The sequence below is a fragment of the Pseudomonas sp. D47 genome, from assembly GCF_045447305.1.
Taxonomy (GTDB): domain Bacteria; phylum Pseudomonadota; class Gammaproteobacteria; order Pseudomonadales; family Pseudomonadaceae; genus Aquipseudomonas.
Window position 1 is genome coordinate 1 of sequence record NZ_JBJGXU010000038.1, and the last position, 15954, is coordinate 15954.

Here is a 15954-nt window from a genome sequence, read left to right on the forward strand (position 1 = left end):
TTGTCTCTGATGGTAGTGACGGCATACGGAGCTTTCAATGTGCCGTGCAAGCCAGGAGAGAAGCCGACACCACCGCCTTACAACAATGCAGGCAGCATCGCTCATGTATTGCAAACGCAACTGGGACGGTTGGTCAAACCCACGTTGTTTAACGATGCTAGCCCCTACCACATGCTCTGCGAGGAAGTGCCCTATTCGAAGCGGCTGGAAATCATGCCCCATGCCCCCGCACTCTATGGAAAAGAGAAGAGTGATGGCTGGGATGTGCCGGAAAGCGTGCATTTCCTGAATGATAAAAAAACAGAAACCCAGGCGTTCATTACCCATAACGACAAGGTGGTGTTGATTTCGGTACGGGGCACTCAAGAGTTCCCGGACGATGTTCTTCGTGACATGGATGCCAAGCAAGTGCCTTACGCCGAAGGCCAGGGCGAAGGTCAAGCTCATCGCGGTTTCTACAACGCGTTCTTGGTCGCGAAAAAGTTCACCAGCAAATATCTGGATGCTTTCTACACCGGTGAGCAAACGCTGATCGTGTGTGGCCACAGCCTGGGCGGTGCGATTGCACTGTTGCTCGCCGAATGGCTACGTCGTCTTCCGAATAAACCCGATGTGGTTCTCTACACCTTCGGCGCCCCCCGTGCTGGCAATCGTAGTTTTACCAATGAAGCGAAAGAGTTGGCTCACCATCGAATCGTCAACCATAACGATCCAGTACCTGGCGTGCCGCTTCCCTGGATGGATGCTGAATGGAAAATACTCGCGGTTGGCGCCGTAAATACAGCATTACCGTACCTGCCTGCGGGTGGTGTGACGACAATGCTGGGTGGTTTGGTCAATCTGCAAAATGACCCTTACGAGCATCACGGCGAGCAACGTCACTACATGCCGGGCCGAGCGGGGGTTAGTAGTGAAGGCGCACTCCTTTGGCAACCTGGTTGCTCGCTCATCACCGATCTGACCTGTTCGCGCCTTTTCGCGGAAATCGGCGTTGAAGTTGATATGCCAAAACGTAAGAGTCTTGTTCAACAGGTTTTGAGTGCGGCTGAACATTCCAGTCATACCGGCTATAGCCGTAGCGCACTCACCAATTTAGTTCGTTGGTACGCGAGCGTGACGACTCGCGGCGGTAAGCTGTTCACCCCTGAGGAAGTACAAGAAGTCGGTATTCAGGTTAGGCATGTGCAAAAGCTGCTTGATGAATGGACACCGGGGACGCGCCAGGGATTTCGCGACAACGTTCGGCGCACGGGGAATCCGCGATTCCAGCTGATGCCCGATGCTCTTGATTCTGTGTTTGATGACAGCAACCGGCAGATGCGTGAGTTGCTCAAGCAACAGCTTGCCGAACTCAATGCGATCCAGTACCGGCTGGAGTATCAATCGTTGAAGATGATTACTCATCAGGATCTCTTCGGCGATCTTGTCGAACACCCAGATCTTCCGCAAATGATCAGTTCTTGGCGCGCTTTGGACGACATTAAGCGAGCTGAGTTTTTGGCGCAGCGTTCAGCGACTACCCCGAACCGATACACACCGGTGGCCCGGAACTCAGTGACGGATGCGAGGCGATACGTCTGATCCCGAACCCTACTCCAGGCGAACCCGCTGATGAGGCCTTGGGCCATCAGGAACTGAGCATTTATGAACAAAGTAGCAAACGACATGCTGGACAATAAAACACTGCTGTTGGACACCGGTACGCAAGAACCGGCGATGAGCAAACTGACCGACCATACCCCGAAGCCTCGTGCTGAGTTTCTGCATTCTCGCGAGGTGTATCACGCTGAAAAAGTGCTGATGCAGAGTTTCACGATTAGCCTCAACCCATTGGTCTCTGCGGCTTCAGCGCTGTTTTCACAAGTCGTGCAGATCAAGCATAGCCATCCTCCCGCGAGCGTGGAAGCGCTGTATCAGAGCCTGTGCGAGAACATCAAACGGTTCGAGCAGCAAGCTCTGGTAGGCGGTATTGAGCACGGTGATGTGCGCATAGCCCGTTATCTGCTCTGTACGGTGGCTGACGAGGCGGTGATGACGGCGCCTTGGGAGAGAAAAGGCCCGTGGGACAATAGCAGCCTGTTGAGTGCTTTCCATGCAGAAACTAAAGGCGGTGAAACGTTTTTTGCTCTGCTTCAGCGATTCGAGCAGGCTCCTGCTCGGCATTTACCCATGCTTGAGCTGATTTACCTTTGCCTGGCGCTCGGTTTTGAAGGCAAGTACCAAGTGGAGCACCGGGGTACCCATGATCTGGAGCAAATTCGAGACAGCCTGTACCGGCAGATCCGCGAGATACGGGGGGAAGTTTCCCGTGAATTGTCTCCGCATTGGCAAGGTCTCACTGACCAGCGTCGGCGGTTGGTCAGCATCGTGCCCTGGTGGCTGGTAGCGCTATTCACCTTGATCAGCCTTGCCACGATGTACACGGGTTTTGCTTGGGTGCTTTCGGAGCAGCTTGATAGCGTGCTCCAGCCTTTTATGCAGCTCGATGCGCCCGTTATTGAACCGCAGCCGCCGACAGGGATTTTTTGATGAGGCGTTTTTTCAAGACGCTGGCGACCGTACTTCGCCAGACATGGGCCTGGAGCCTGCTCCTGGTATTGATACTAGCCCTGTTTGTTTGGTGGGCTGGGCCGTTACTGGCGGTTGATGATTACAAGTTCTGGGACAGTTCGACCTCGCGCTTGTTGACCATCAGTGGATTATTCCTGTGCTGGGGGCTGTTAATCGTCTTTGCCAACTGGCGTAACAGTTTGCGTAAGCAGAGTGATGAAAACTCTGAGGAAGGTAAGCGAAACATCGATCTCACCGAGATAATCACTGAAGAGCAGCGCACGCTTCGCCGTCGTTTCAAGGAGGCGGTGCTCACGGTCCAGCGCTCCAGTTTGTACGGTGGACATAGTCAGCACTCGCGCAAGGATTTGCCGTGGTACTTGATGCTCGGCCCGCAAAGCAGTGGCAAAACCAGCTTGCTGGAAAACTCGGGGCTGAACTTTCCGCTCAATCCGCGCAACACCCGGCAGACCTCCAGTGAAAAACACCTGGGCTGCGATTGGTATTTTGCTGAGCATGGCGTGGTGCTTGATACCGCTGGACGTTTTCTAACGCAGGACGCTCATCAGGTCGATGCTCATGCTTGGCGCACGTTACTGGGACTGTTGCGTCAACGTCGGCGCAACAGGCCGCTCAATGGGGTGCTGATTAATCTCCCTATCGAATTATTGCAGGGAGGCCATCAGGATCAGCTCGCTGAATTGGCCGGTCAGGTCCATGCACGCTTGCAGGAAATTCATCATCAGTTGCGCAGCGATGTGCCGATTTATCTGGTGCTGAGCAAGGCTGATCGTGTTGTGGGGTTCGATGAGTTTTTCGATTCGTTGTCTCGAGAAGAAAACCAACAGGTACTTGGCGTCACTTTCCGCAAGGGGCGGGACGGCAATGACGAGCATGTTCTTCGAGAGGAACTCGAAGCGTTGTTGCTACGCCTAAATAGCCAAGTGTTGACCCGCGTGCACCAAGAGCGTGATACCCAGCGACGCGGACTCATTCTCGATTTTCCGCATCGTCTGGGCATGATTGGCTCCCCGCTGTGCACGTTTGTGAACAGTGCTTTTTCCAGCAATAGGTACCGACATACCAGCGCGCTGCGGGGCTTTTACTTGACCAGCGCTCCGCACGCGGTAGGCTCGGCAATACCGGTTGGACACGCGGAGCAGAGTCTCGCCGGCGTAACGGCAGGCGCTTCACAATTTAATCCCGGCAGGCAAGCGCCAAGCCGAGTAGAAGGCCGCTCACGGTTTATCCATCATCTATTCAGCCAGGTGATATTTCCCGAGGCTGCGATGGCTGGATTGGATCAGCAGGAGGGGCAACGTATCCAGTGGCGACAACGGGCGCTTTATGCCGGTGCATTAGGCTGCCTGGTATTGTTCGGTGTGCTCTGGGCCAGCGGCTTTTCTGCCAACCACGAACATATTGAGCAGTTGCGGGGCTTGAGCCAACAATTGACCCGCGAACACTCCACCCTCAGAGCACAAGACGATGCGAAGGCGGCATTGACGGTTCTGGACCGTAGCTATGCTGCGACTCAGGTTTTTCCGAGCCCGCAAGAGCGGTCGCTTTACGAGCGCAGCGGTCTCTATCAGGGACAGAAGGCCAATCCGCCGCTGTACGACACCTACTTGCGTGAGCTGGACAAGCAGCTCCTGCCACGTATCGCCCAACTGCTTGAAGGGCAGGTCCGTGCCAACCTGAATAACCGTGAGCGATTGCTTGGCAGTCTTCGCGCTTACCTGATGCTCAATTTACGTGAGCGGCGTGACGCTGCTCTGTTGAGCGAGTGGATCGCTGCTGACTGGTCACTGCGTTATCCCGGTAATGCAGCCGTACAAAATGGCCTGAACAGCCATTTGAAACGTTTGCTCGAGCAACCCTTCGTGTACCCGCTTAATGATGCACTGGTCGCTCAGGCGCGTCGTGCGCTGCGTGGCGAGTCGTTAGCCACTGTGGTTTATCGGATTTTGCGCGATCAAGCCCAAAGCCTACCGGTCTATCGCTTGGGCGAGCATATGGGGCCCCAAGGCGCACTGTTTACCGGCACAGGTCATACGATTCCAGGTTTCTACACACAGCAGGGCTATAACCAGTTTTTCCTGGGCAAAGGGACGGGGCTGGTCGATGAGATTTTGCAAGACAATTGGGTGCTCGGTGAAGGCAGCAGCATGAGCGTGATGGATCTGCGCCGTCTGATGGTCGAGTTGGAGCAGCTGTACTTTCGTGACTACACCAATTACTGGGGAGAGGCCGTCAACCAAGTCGCCTTGCAGCCACTGACTGATGCGGCACAGGGTGCTGAGATGACAGCAGGATTGACTTCGGCCAATTCCCCCCTGCTGCAACTGCTTCAGGAAATTCGTGACAACACACTCTTTCCGGCTTTAACCGAAAGTCTTGGAGAGGTCGCCGACGCGGCAAAAGCAACAGGTGCTCTGGGTAAAGTCGCGACCGCCGCCGCCGAGAAGGCACAGGCCAGTCTGGCGAAGAGTTTGCCTGATACCGCCAAGAAGGCCCTGCAAAGACGCTTTGAAACCCTGCACCGCCTGCTGGATGACAATAACGGCCCCTCAATGGAGCTGGCCCAAGCGCTACAAGCGTTACATGGCCTGCAAGAGCAACTGACAAGCCTGGCTCGTTCAGGTCAGCCGGATCAGGCGGCCTTTGAGTTGGCGAAAGCTCGAATGAGTAATCAGCGGGACGGGTTAAGCACTCTGCGCAACACCGCCGCACGCCTGCCACAACCGGTTAATGGCTGGCTCGGACGATTGGCAGAAGACAGTTGGGTGCTGGTATTGGACGAGGCTTACCAATTTCTCAACCAGCGTTATAAAAACGAGCTTTACAGCGTTTATGCTGAGTCGATCAACCAGCGTTATCCTTTCCATGCCCACAGCACCAGTGACGTGGCGATCACTGATTTTCGGGAGTTCTTCAAGGCTCAAGGCGTCGCTGACAGCTTCTTCAATAATTACCTGAAGCCCTTTGTCAGTGGTGACGCCAGTAACTATCACGTGCGAACGGTCGATGGACGAGGCTTACCGATATCCAGTGCGTTGCTCCAGCAGATGCGCACTATGCAGGTGATTCGCCGTAGCTTCTTCGCGCAGAACCCCGCCGAACCAACGGTACTGTTCAAGTTGGAGCCCTATTCACTTGACTCCAACTTGAGCCGTGTCGAGTTTCGCCTAGGGGATCAGCAGTTGGAGTACCGGCATGGGCCAATCGTGCCCGTCGCGTTCAAGTGGCCGAACGAGGTCGATGATGGTCGAGCCAGTTTGGTTCTGGATGATCTGAGCGGTCGCCGGGTCTCCATTCAGAAAAGTACCGGCCCCTGGTCGCTGTTTCGCTTGATGGATCTGATGCAGACCGAATACCACAGCGGTCGCGATGTATTGATGCTCAAGGCCAACGTCAGTAACCGTAGGGCTAATTTTCTGTTGCTCAGCCAACGCTCGCCGAGTCCATTTGAGCTCGGTGAGCTGCGCAGCTTCAATCTGCCAGAGGCCCTTTGATGTCGCTTACCAAACATTGGCATAGCGCAGCGCGCACGGACCTAGGCAAGGTCCGTGCGCGTAACGAAGACGCTTATCTGAACATTGCACAGCACGGCCTATGGGCCGTTGCTGACGGCATGGGAGGTCATCATGGTGGAGACATTGCCAGTCGTCTGATCGTTGACAGCCTTACACAGCTGTCTACTGCTGGAGACTTCGAGCAACGGGTAGAGCAAGTGCGCCAATGCTTGCACTGGATCAACCGACGCCTGAGTCAGGAGATGACGCTCATAAGCGAGAGCCAGGGCAAGGTGATGGGCAGTACCGTGGTTGTGCTGCTGGTCGATGGAACACGAGCGGTCTGTATCTGGGCGGGAGACAGTCGCTGTTATCTCTGGCGCGGACAACATCTTTATCAGCTTAGCCGCGACCATTCGTTACTTCAGCAATTGCTCGACGAACAGCAACTCAGTATCGAACAGGCGCAACAGCACCCATCTGCTCATGCGTTGACCCAAGCAATCGGTGGCGATGACCGGTTGGGGCTGGACATTCTGGAGTTCAGTGTCCAGCCTGGAGACGTTTTGTTGCTGTGCAGTGATGGTCTCTATCAAGATATCAGTAACAAAGCCGTAGGCCAGGCGCTCAGCCTATCCACAGCTGAGTTGGCTCTAGACAGGCTGTTCGAGGGTGTTCTTCAGGGAGCTGCACGGGACAACCTCACGGGTGTGGTGATTCATTTATGAATGCCGTGTCCCCAATCAATAATGAACTACCGACGCTGCTCAATGGGCGTTATCAACTGGAGCAGTTGTTGGGTGTTGGCGGTATGAGCACGGTCTATCGCGCTCGCGATCTGGTGCGCGATGGGTTCACAGATCCTGAACCGTTTGTTGCCATCAAGATCCTCAGTGAAGAAATCAGCGAATACGCCGATGCCAATGCGCTGCTCTATTGCGAATATGCCCTGACCCTACGCTTGCACCACCCTCACGTCATACGGCTGCACAGCTTCGAGATTGATAGCCAAAGCCAACGAGGCTTCATCACCATGGAGCTGATGCGTGGAATACCGCTGGACAGGCTGCTCTGCGAACGACCACAAGGGTTGCCCTGGGAAGAGCTGAGGGAAATTGCCATCGCCGCGCTGGAGGCTCTCAGCTACTCACATAGCCAGGGTGTACTGCATGGCGATATAAAGCCCAGCAATCTGATGCTCACCGATACAGGCGTGCGGTTGTACGACTTTGGTCTTGGGCAACCATTGGAGGGCATGTTATCCGGGCTCCCTCGTCTGCAACGTAGTCGATTCACGGCCTGGACTCCGCTCTACGCTGCTCCCGAGTTGCTGGCTGGAGACGCGGCCAGTACCAGCACCGATGTGTACGCCATTTGCTGTGTGCTCTTTGAGCTGAGCAGTGGCCGCCATCCGTTCCCCAAGCAGAGTGACCAAAAGGTAAATGCCCATACGGGCCTTCGGCCGTCAAACCTACCGAAAACCTTAGCAGACGCGCTGCGCAGGGGCGTCCGTACTGACCCCAGCTCTCGAATCAGTCTGCCTGAACTGCTTGGGGTTGTTCGCAAGACGTCGCAGCCTTTACAGCGACGCCAATGGATGGCCGCGCTGCGGTGGCTATCGAGGAGCTCGACGGTATGAGCGGCAACGCCACGTCCACGGTCATATTTGAAGTAGACAAATCGACAGGGGAGCAGCCGATAGAGTTTTTTATCGTCGACGAGCGAACCGAGCATTACTTGGCTTTACAAGAAGGCGATGACTCTGATCGAGGACTGTTGACAGGCGTATTGGGTGGAATAGGTAGCTGTGGAAACTTGAAGACCCGGGAACTGCATTGATGATTAGCCTTGGCGAACTCTTTGGCAAATCACTGGCGATGCAAAAAGGCTTTTGGGAGTACATCCGCGCCTACATGAACAACGGCCCTTATTTCGAACACGGTAATCACAGCGAATCGGAGGTATTCGTAAAAAGTCAGTTGGCCGTACGATTCAAAATGAGAGGCCGCGTCAAGAAAATACTGGAGCAGTTAAAACAGACGTAAAAGGAGGCGGAAGGCAAAAATTGCTTAGGTGTCAGTGATGTTGTAAGGCTGATGCTCGAGCCAATGTTCTACCCCCAGGATCGAATCAAGGAACTCACCTACAGCATTGCAAAGCGCCGCTCCCGGAACCGCTGGCCGAGCGTTCTTACTGCGCGCATGAAAGCCAATGGCCGCACCACGCGTCTTGTTGATCTGCCGTGTGAGAAGGGGGGGCGATTGCAGCAGTTGAGTGCAACACAGTTATTGAGGCAGGGGGGGCGGCACGCCCCTGAATAGTATGGACAACCATACAATGACCAACCGATACTCTTTCATACGGAACTTGAATGCCAACCTCACAACGTTTACCCCTTGCCCACAGGCCGATAACCATCCTGGGTTCCGGCCACGCCCTGCCCGAGCAAGTGGTCACTAGCGCTGAACTGGATGATGAACTGGGCCTGGCGGTCGGTAGCGTGGCGCGTATAAGTGGCGTGATTCAACGGCATGTTGCTAGCCGTACCGAAAACGCCGCCAGCCTCGGCGCCATTGCCGCACACAACGCTTTGCAAGCAGCAGCACTTGAGCTGCACCAGATCGATCTGATCGCCTGCGCCAGCGGCACCATGGATCAGGGCATGCCGTGTAACGCCGCCCTGTTGCACCGGGCCTTGGGGCTGGGCTCTTCCGGTATCCCCGCTATAGATATTAACGCCAGTTGCCTGGGGTTTATCGCCGCAGTTGACACATTGTCTTGGTCACTGATTGCGGGGCGCTACCAGCGCATTCTTCTGGTCTGTTCGGACATAGCGTCTTGCGGCTTGGACTGGCAACACGTGGAGGTTTGCGGGATATTCGGCGACGGCGCGGCGGCGGTGGTATTGGGGGTCAGCAATGACGGCGCCAGGATCCATGCTTCAAGCCTCAAGACATTTTCTGAAGGCGCACATCTGTGCCAGATTCCAGCCGGTGGCTCGCGTTATCACCCACGTCGCATCGACAGCCCATTTGAACCGCTGACCAGTTTTTCTATGCAGGGCAAAGCGGTGTTTCGCCTAGCGGCTAAACATCTGCCTACGCTCGTGGATGAACTACTGGGGCAAGCCGGGATGACCCAGGCCCAGATCGACTGGGTTATCCCCCATCAGGCCAGCCTGCAAGCGATGCAACATGCGGCCAGGCGGCTGGGCTTCGGTCCGGAAAAGGTCGTCGATATTTTCGCCCAGCACGGCAATCAGATTGCAGCTTCTCTGCCTACTGCTCTGGACATCGCCATTCGCGATCAGCGCATTCAGCGCGGACAGCGGCTGATGCTGATAGGTACCGGCGCAGGCTTGTCCCTCGGCGGTATGATCCTGGAGTACTGATGAAAATTCTCGTCACCGGAGGCACCGGGTTTATTGGTCGGCACATTGTCTGGCGGCTCGCGGCCCAAGGCTGTGAAGTCCAGTTTACTGGCCGTAACGCCAGCGCGGCTGCTGAGGTTATTCGCCACAGTCCAGCCACTGTGTGCTGGGTTCCGCTGGAACACGGCACGCCCGCGGCCTCCTACAAGCTGAGCCAGGTCTCGCGGGGTTGTAGGTCCATCGTCCATTGCGCGGCCTTGTCTTCTCCGTGGGGCACGTCGCAAGCATTCGCTCAAGCCAACCTTGATTCCACCAATGAAGTGCTTCGGGCTTGTCGCGTCAACGAGATTGAGCGTCTGGTGCATTTGTCCACGCCCAGTCTGTATTTTGCCTTCCGTGATCGTCTCGGTATCCGTGAAAACGAACCACTACCGCCGCCTGTCAATGAATACGCTCGCAGCAAAGCCCTAGCTGAAATGCGGGTGCACGAGGCCGGGCTTGCCGAAGCCGTGATCTTACGTCCACGTGCGGTGTTCGGTCCTTGGGACGGCACACTGATGCCACGCTTGCTGCGGGTCATGCAGCGCGGATCCATTCCGCTAATGCGCGGTGGTCATGCGCAATTGGACCTGACCTGCGTGGACAATTTGGTCCACGCAGTAGCGTTAAGCCTGACTCAACGGTTACCCAGGGCGGTATGCACTTATAACGTGAGCAACGGCACGCCACTGACCATTGCCGACTTGTTGCAGCGTGTCGCGGAGCAGTTCGGTTTGAACCTGCGCACCCGGCGCTTGCCGTGGAGGTTGATGGACGCGGTAGCACGGCTACTGGAAACCAGCGCTCACCTACGCGGAAGCGGTGAGCCATTACTGACGCGCTATGGCGCTGGAGTGCTGGCGTTCAGTCAGACCTTGGACCTGAGTGCTATTCAAAATGAGCTGGGCTACCGTCCCGTAGTTACTCAGGACGAAGGCATTCGCCTACATGCGCAGTGGTGGCTCGCCCAACAAGGAGTACGACCATGAGCTGCACCGTCAGCCTCAATGTACTGCGTGCAGGGTGGTGCCAGCATTTGGAATGCATGGCTGATCGTGGCGGACGCTGGGCGCCAACGCGTTTTCCAGCGTTATGTGGCCTGATCCGCCATCCCACTGAGGGGTGGATATTGTACGACACTGGTTATGCCGAACACTTTTTCAACGCCACTCAAGCTCTGCCTGAACGCCTGTATCGTGGTGCAGTGCCCGTGGAGTTACCGATGAAGGAGCAACTGCTCTCCCAATTGCGGGCTTTCGATATTAGTCAGGATGACATTCGTACGGTGATAATTTCGCATTTTCACAGTGATCACATCGCCGGACTTCGGGACTTTTCCCGCGCGTCGTTCATCGCTCTGGACGCCGACCGCAAGCACATCGAAAGCCTGCGCGGTCGTCGCTGGCGCGCCACCCTAGGCGGCCATCTACCTGAGTTGTTACCGGACGATTTTGCCGCCCGGTTGAACCTTGCGGACACCTGCAAAAACGCCACGCTGCCGGAGTGGATGGCACCTTTCAGGCTGGGTCTCGACTTGCTCGGCGATGGCAGCCTGATTGGTGTGCCGCTACCGGGCCATAGCGAAGGTCAGTTGGGCTTGTTTATCCCCGATGCTCAAGGTCGTCCGGTGTTTCTAGTGGCCGATGCCTGCTGGTCGGCACCTGCCTGCCGTGCCGGTCGGTTACCAGCCCCGCCAGCTTTATGGTTTTCCAGTCACGACGCCAGACAATATCGTCAGACCTACAGTGACTTGGGAGCTTTGATTCGTCGTGAGCCAGCGGTGGCGGTGTTGCCGTCCCATTGCACGTACGCGTGGGAGGCGTTTAGCGATGAGCAGTGAGCGCTTTATGGGTACGTTGCGCAGCGCAGTCAGTTTCCTGCTCAGCCGCTACTGGCTTCGGTTTACCCGGCGCGACCGACTGGAAGCCTGGCAGGCACGGCAGTTGAAGCGTTTTCTGCAACGGGTATTACCCCAGGCGCAGCGCTTCAAAGGCCGCGCTGTCACTGCCCTTGACGACCTGCCGCTGATGGACAAGACCGCGCTGATGGGCGACTTCGCCGGATTCAACACTCGTGGGTTGAGCCTGGCGCAGGTACTGCCGGTGGCGCGCCAGGCTGAAGCATCTCGCGATTTCAACCCGACGTTAGGGGATATCACTGTGGGACTGTCGAGCGGTACCAGTGGCAATCAAGGTGTCTTTTTAGTCAGCACACAGGAGCGCCAACGCTGGGCCGGTATCCTGCTGGCGCGGACCGTGCCGCGCCATCTGCTGCCACGCTTACTCTGCCCGTGGCGTGCGCCGTTGCGCATAGCGTTTTTTCTGCGGGCGAACAGCCGACTCTACACGACGCTTTCCAGTCGCCGGATCGACTTTGCTTTTCACGACTTGACGCTGGGCCTTTCGGCGTCGCTGGCCCAACTCGACGTACAGAATCCGGATGTGTTGGTGGCTCCGGCCACCGTACTGCGAGGTCTGGCCGAAGCGGCGCTGGCAGGGAGGCTGACGATCAGCCCCACGCATATTCTGTCGGTGGCTGAAGTCCTTGAGCGTGATGACGCCGACGTTGTACAGGCAGCGTTTGGCGTAGTGCCACAGCAGATTTATCAGGCCAGCGAAGGCTTCCTGGGTTACACCTGTGAGAAGGGCACCTTGCACCTGAACGAAAGCCATCTGCACATCGAAGCGGACTGGCTGGACGTCGAGCGCACGCGCTTTCAGCCAATTATTACCGATTTCTCACGGCGTACGCAGATGATCGTGCGCTACCGTCTTAACGATATTTTGCGGGTCGCCGAGAAACCTTGCTCCTGTGGGCGAGTTGAACGGGCGATTGCTGCCGTCGAGGGCCGTGTCGATGACATTCTCTGGCTGCCCGACCTAGCAGGAAGTCAGTTGCGGGCTCTGTATCCCGACGTACTGCGGCGCGCCCTGCTGATGCACGGTACCACTCTGCAAGAATATGAAATCCACCAGCATGGGCTTCGCTGGCAGATCAACGTGCGAGCCGCTGGCGACCACGCAGACCTGTGCCGGGCCTTGGGAGATAGCCTCCAGGCACTGTGCCGCCAACAGCAGTTGCAATCTCCGTTGTTGAGCTTCGGCCAATGGCAAGCGCCGCCTCCACACGCCAAGCGTCGCCGCTTGAAACTGTTGCAATTACCTGAGGGTTTGCCATGCACGTATTGATTCTCGGCGCACGTGCGCCAGCTTGCCTGGAGTGGGCGCGGGCCTTTGATGAGGCGGGGTGGAAGGTGAGTGTGGGAGACTCATTGAGCCAGCCGCTTAGTCGATTCAGTTGCTCAGTGCAGCACTTCGTGCGCCTGCCAGAGCCCAGGCATGACCCGCAGGCTTGGATCGAAGCCCTCGCGAAGGTGATTAACGCGCAGCACATTGATCTGTTGTTGCCCACTTGCGAAGAAGTCTTTTACCTGGCCCATGGTCTTGAGCGCCTCGCACCGCTTTGTCGGGTAATGACCTCCGATTTCGCTCTGTTACACCGTTTACATCACAAAGGTCGCTTCGCAGCCATGACCCACGGCTGGGCGCTTGCAGCCCCTGAAACCCGCCTGCTGACTAATTGGCAGGCGTTGCAGGTTCTGAGCGACGAGGCTGCGCAATGGGTGTTCAAACCGGCGTACTCGCGCTTCGCCTCGCAGACCTTGATACGCCCATCCGTTCGACAACTGGCCAAGGTGCAGCCCAGTGAAGCGGCGCCTTGGGTAGCGCAGCGATTTATTGACGGTCGTGAGTATTGTAGTTTCAGCGTGCTGATCGACGGCGAGCTGCGTGCTCACAGCTGTTACCACCCGCGCTATCGGGTGGGCCGTGGTTCGGGGATCTTTTTCGAGCCTTGTGCGCCTGTGCCGGTGCGCCAGTTTCTCGAGCAGTTTGGTCGCGAGACTGGCTACACCGGCCAGGTAGGATTCGACTTTATCGAGGATCACAGCGGACGTTTTCATGTGTTGGAGTGCAACCCACGGGCGACCAGCGGTGTGCACCTATTCGACAACCAGCGACGGCAACTGGTTGCCAGCTTGAGTGATAAGGGTTTGGTTGAGCCAACGCCAGAACCTCGGATGATTGCGCTGGCGATGCTCCTGCTGGCGGCGCCGCTGCAAGGCTTGAGTCCGCAGTTCTGGCGTGACTACGCTGATGCACGCGATGTCATTACCCATAAGGGCGACTTCTGGCCGCTGACTGCGCAAGTATTGAGCCTGGCCGAAATCATCACACGTGCGGTGTCCCGACGATGCGGTTTGCTGGCCGCGTCCACGGCTGACATCGAGTGGAACGGCCAGCCATTAAGCGAGCGCACGCCATGAAGTTGCTGCTAGAGGAACAACTACTCAGGGAACCTGCCCGGCCAGATGACAGTCTCGCCCGGTGTTATGTGCGGGCCTGTGCCAGTGGGGGGCTGATTGGTAATGTCAGCACCCAGATGGCGTTGCTCGACACCGGGACGCAGCAGTTTCCAGTGAGTATCACCGAAGGCAATGAGCCGGATGACAACTGCTATGTGGTGTCTCCCCAAACGGCCTACAGCGGGTATGCCCGCGAAGAACTCAATCGCCTTGGCCGACCATGGCTGACCTGGCCACTGAAGACGCTGATCCAAGGAGTCGTCCACTTGCTGCGCTGGGCTAAGGTTGACAAACTGGTACAGGTCAACAACTGGTTGCTGTCCACCAACCTCTACCCTACAAACTGGGACGTCACTGAACTGCCGGCGATTACTGCATTGCTGCGCCAAACCTTTCCCAAGCATGGGTTTGGCTTCCGTTCGCTCAATGACTTCAGCAATCGAGACTTGCGCCAATGCCTGGAAACCCTCGGCTATCTGAGTATTCCCAGCCGACAGGTATACCTGTTCGACGGTCGGGCAGGGGCGCAGGCGCCATTTTTAAAACACCGCAACACCCAGCTGGATGCCACATTACTACGCCGTAGCCCCTATGAAGTGGTACCGGGTAGTGCGCTGAGCGACGCCGATTTTCAGCGCATTGAGCACCTCTACAACCTGCTTTACCTGGACAAGTACTGCACGCTGAACCCGCATTACAGCGCCCAATGGATGCAGCGCGGTCAACAGGACGGTTGGCTGCAAATGCGCGCCTTGCGTAGCCCAGAAGGACGTATTGACGGGGCGTTGGGCTGGTTCGCCAACGCGGCACTCATAAGCACTCCGATAGTCGGTTACGACACCGCGCTGCCACAAGGGGCCGGGCTTTATCGGCAACTGACGTGCCTGTGCCTACAAGAGGCTGTCGAGCGCCGCCAAGTGCTGAACTTCAGTTCCGGTGCCGCCGAGTTCAAACGCTGGCGCGGTGGGCAGCCGCAGATTGAATACAGCCTGATCTATGTCGCCCATCTGTCTTGGGGTCGACGGTGGGTGTGGATCGTTCTTAGCCGACTATTGCATGGCATCGGCGTGCCCCTGATGAGGAAGCTCAAACTGTGAATACAGACGCCCAGTGGTGGCCAGTGGCGCTGAGCCATGAGCTGCGAAATACGCCGTTGGCGTGTCAGGCGCACCACCTGCCGCTGGTGCTGTTTCGCGACGAAAACGGGCGTGTCGCCGCATTGCCGGATCGCTGTCCGCACCGCTTCGCACCCTTGAGCGCAGGCAAGGTCCGTGACGGCCAGATTGAATGTCCCTATCACGGCTGGCGGTTTGCCGCTAACGGACGTTGCGCCCGTGTGCCTGGCGCCAATCTGACAGCTTGCAGCAAACCGTTGCTCGCCAGCCTACCCAGTTGCGAGGCTCATGGTCTAGTTTGGGTCAGCCTTGGCGCTGAGCATCCCCAAACGTCGCCCGTCGCACCCGCCGAACAGCGAAACGACCTCGACACGTTCTGGATCACCGATCATGTGCGGTGTTCGTTACAGGACGCGGCGGAAAATTTCCTAGACGGTTTCCATACCCATTTCGTCCATGCTGGATGGATTCGTCACGACCGGCAACGGCAGAAAATCATCGCACGGGTTCGCCCGCTGGCGGATGGCGTTGAGGCGCTCTACAGCGAAGAGGGTAAACAGTCAGGACTGATATCGCGACTGTTCGAAGGTGAGCGTGGCGCTAGCATGGGACGTTTTCGCCTGCCGGGGCTGGCGGAAATTGAGTATCGCGACCGCCACTATGGCCTCAATCTGTTGGTCAGCGCTTGGATGACTCCTTGTGGCGAGGGCCAGTTGCGCCTATTTGCCCGTATCGCTACGACTCGTGGGTTGCTGCCGGCGCAGCTCAAACGCATTGTCCTGCGCCGGTTATTCCGGGTCATCCTGCATCAGGATCGACAGATCCTGGAACGGATCAGCGCCAATCAGCAGCGTTTCCAGGCAGCCCCAGCGACACCGCTGGATGGACCGCAAGATCTGCTCGGGCCGCACATCCGGCAGTTGCTTAAGCATGGTCAGCCGCTGGTGTTTGCGCAGCGTGAGTTGAAGATCTGGCTCTAGGGTCTATTGAAAGGGGCCATCT

14 protein-coding genes are annotated in these 15954 nt (G+C 57.1%); all 14 read left to right on the plus strand.

Translation table 11 applies throughout. The features are described from left to right. Positions 1 to 1581 (plus strand): lipase family protein (locus tag ACI77I_RS21560; protein WP_406998353.1); only part of this gene is annotated, 1581 nt, incomplete at its 5' end. Positions 1582 to 1644: 63 nt separating this feature from the next. Beyond that, a complete protein-coding gene (gene icmH, locus ACI77I_RS21565; protein ID WP_406998354.1) occupies positions 1645 to 2529 on the plus strand; it encodes a type IVB secretion system protein IcmH/DotU in 885 nt (294 codons plus the stop codon). Next, positions 2529 to 6065 carry a type VI secretion system membrane subunit TssM gene (tssM, locus tag ACI77I_RS21570; protein ID WP_406998355.1) on the plus strand — a complete coding sequence of 1179 codons (3537 nt, stop codon included), beginning with the start codon at positions 2529 to 2531 and terminating at the stop codon, positions 6063 to 6065. Before icmH ends, tssM begins: the two co-directional genes overlap by 1 nt. After that, positions 6065 to 6793, plus strand: coding sequence for a PP2C family protein-serine/threonine phosphatase (locus ACI77I_RS21575; protein ID WP_406998356.1), 729 nt, complete (start codon positions 6065 to 6067; stop codon positions 6791 to 6793). The genes tssM and ACI77I_RS21575 overlap by 1 nt, the downstream gene beginning before the upstream one ends. Then, positions 6790 to 7704: a serine/threonine-protein kinase gene (locus ACI77I_RS21580; protein WP_406998357.1), complete on the plus strand. Its 915-nt coding sequence runs from the start codon at positions 6790 to 6792 to the stop codon at positions 7702 to 7704. The genes ACI77I_RS21575 and ACI77I_RS21580 overlap by 4 nt, the downstream gene beginning before the upstream one ends. Further along, on the plus strand, positions 7701 to 7904 hold the full coding sequence (locus tag ACI77I_RS21585; protein ID WP_406998358.1) for a hypothetical protein: 204 nt from the start codon (positions 7701 to 7703) through the stop codon (positions 7902 to 7904). The genes ACI77I_RS21580 and ACI77I_RS21585 overlap by 4 nt, the downstream gene beginning before the upstream one ends. Beyond that, on the plus strand, positions 7904 to 8110 hold the full coding sequence (locus tag ACI77I_RS21590) for a hypothetical protein (RefSeq protein WP_406998359.1): 207 nt from the start codon (positions 7904 to 7906) through the stop codon (positions 8108 to 8110). Before ACI77I_RS21585 ends, ACI77I_RS21590 begins: the two co-directional genes overlap by 1 nt. Before the next feature lie 326 nt (positions 8111 to 8436). After that, entirely contained in the window at positions 8437 to 9456 is a 1020-nt protein-coding gene (locus tag ACI77I_RS21595) for a 3-oxoacyl-[acyl-carrier-protein] synthase III C-terminal domain-containing protein (protein WP_406998360.1), read from the plus strand. After that, on the plus strand, positions 9456 to 10463 hold the full coding sequence (locus ACI77I_RS21600) for an NAD-dependent epimerase/dehydratase family protein (protein WP_406998361.1): 1008 nt from the start codon (positions 9456 to 9458) through the stop codon (positions 10461 to 10463). Before ACI77I_RS21595 ends, ACI77I_RS21600 begins: the two co-directional genes overlap by 1 nt. Further along, positions 10460 to 11314, plus strand: coding sequence for an MBL fold metallo-hydrolase (locus ACI77I_RS21605; protein WP_406998362.1), 855 nt, complete (start codon positions 10460 to 10462; stop codon positions 11312 to 11314). The genes ACI77I_RS21600 and ACI77I_RS21605 overlap by 4 nt, the downstream gene beginning before the upstream one ends. After that, positions 11304 to 12662 (plus strand): F390 synthetase-related protein, encoded by a 1359-nt coding sequence (locus tag ACI77I_RS21610; RefSeq protein WP_406998363.1) that lies wholly within the window; start codon positions 11304 to 11306, stop codon positions 12660 to 12662. The genes ACI77I_RS21605 and ACI77I_RS21610 overlap by 11 nt, the downstream gene beginning before the upstream one ends. Continuing rightward, positions 12650 to 13798 carry an ATP-grasp domain-containing protein gene (locus ACI77I_RS21615; protein ID WP_406998364.1) on the plus strand — a complete coding sequence of 383 codons (1149 nt, stop codon included), beginning with the start codon at positions 12650 to 12652 and terminating at the stop codon, positions 13796 to 13798. Before ACI77I_RS21610 ends, ACI77I_RS21615 begins: the two co-directional genes overlap by 13 nt. Then, positions 13795 to 14934 (plus strand): hypothetical protein, encoded by a 1140-nt coding sequence (locus ACI77I_RS21620; RefSeq protein WP_406998365.1) that lies wholly within the window; start codon positions 13795 to 13797, stop codon positions 14932 to 14934. The genes ACI77I_RS21615 and ACI77I_RS21620 overlap by 4 nt, the downstream gene beginning before the upstream one ends. After that, positions 14931 to 15932: a Rieske 2Fe-2S domain-containing protein gene (locus ACI77I_RS21625; protein WP_406998366.1), complete on the plus strand. Its 1002-nt coding sequence runs from the start codon at positions 14931 to 14933 to the stop codon at positions 15930 to 15932. Before ACI77I_RS21620 ends, ACI77I_RS21625 begins: the two co-directional genes overlap by 4 nt. The last annotated feature ends 22 nt before the right edge of the window (positions 15933 to 15954 follow it).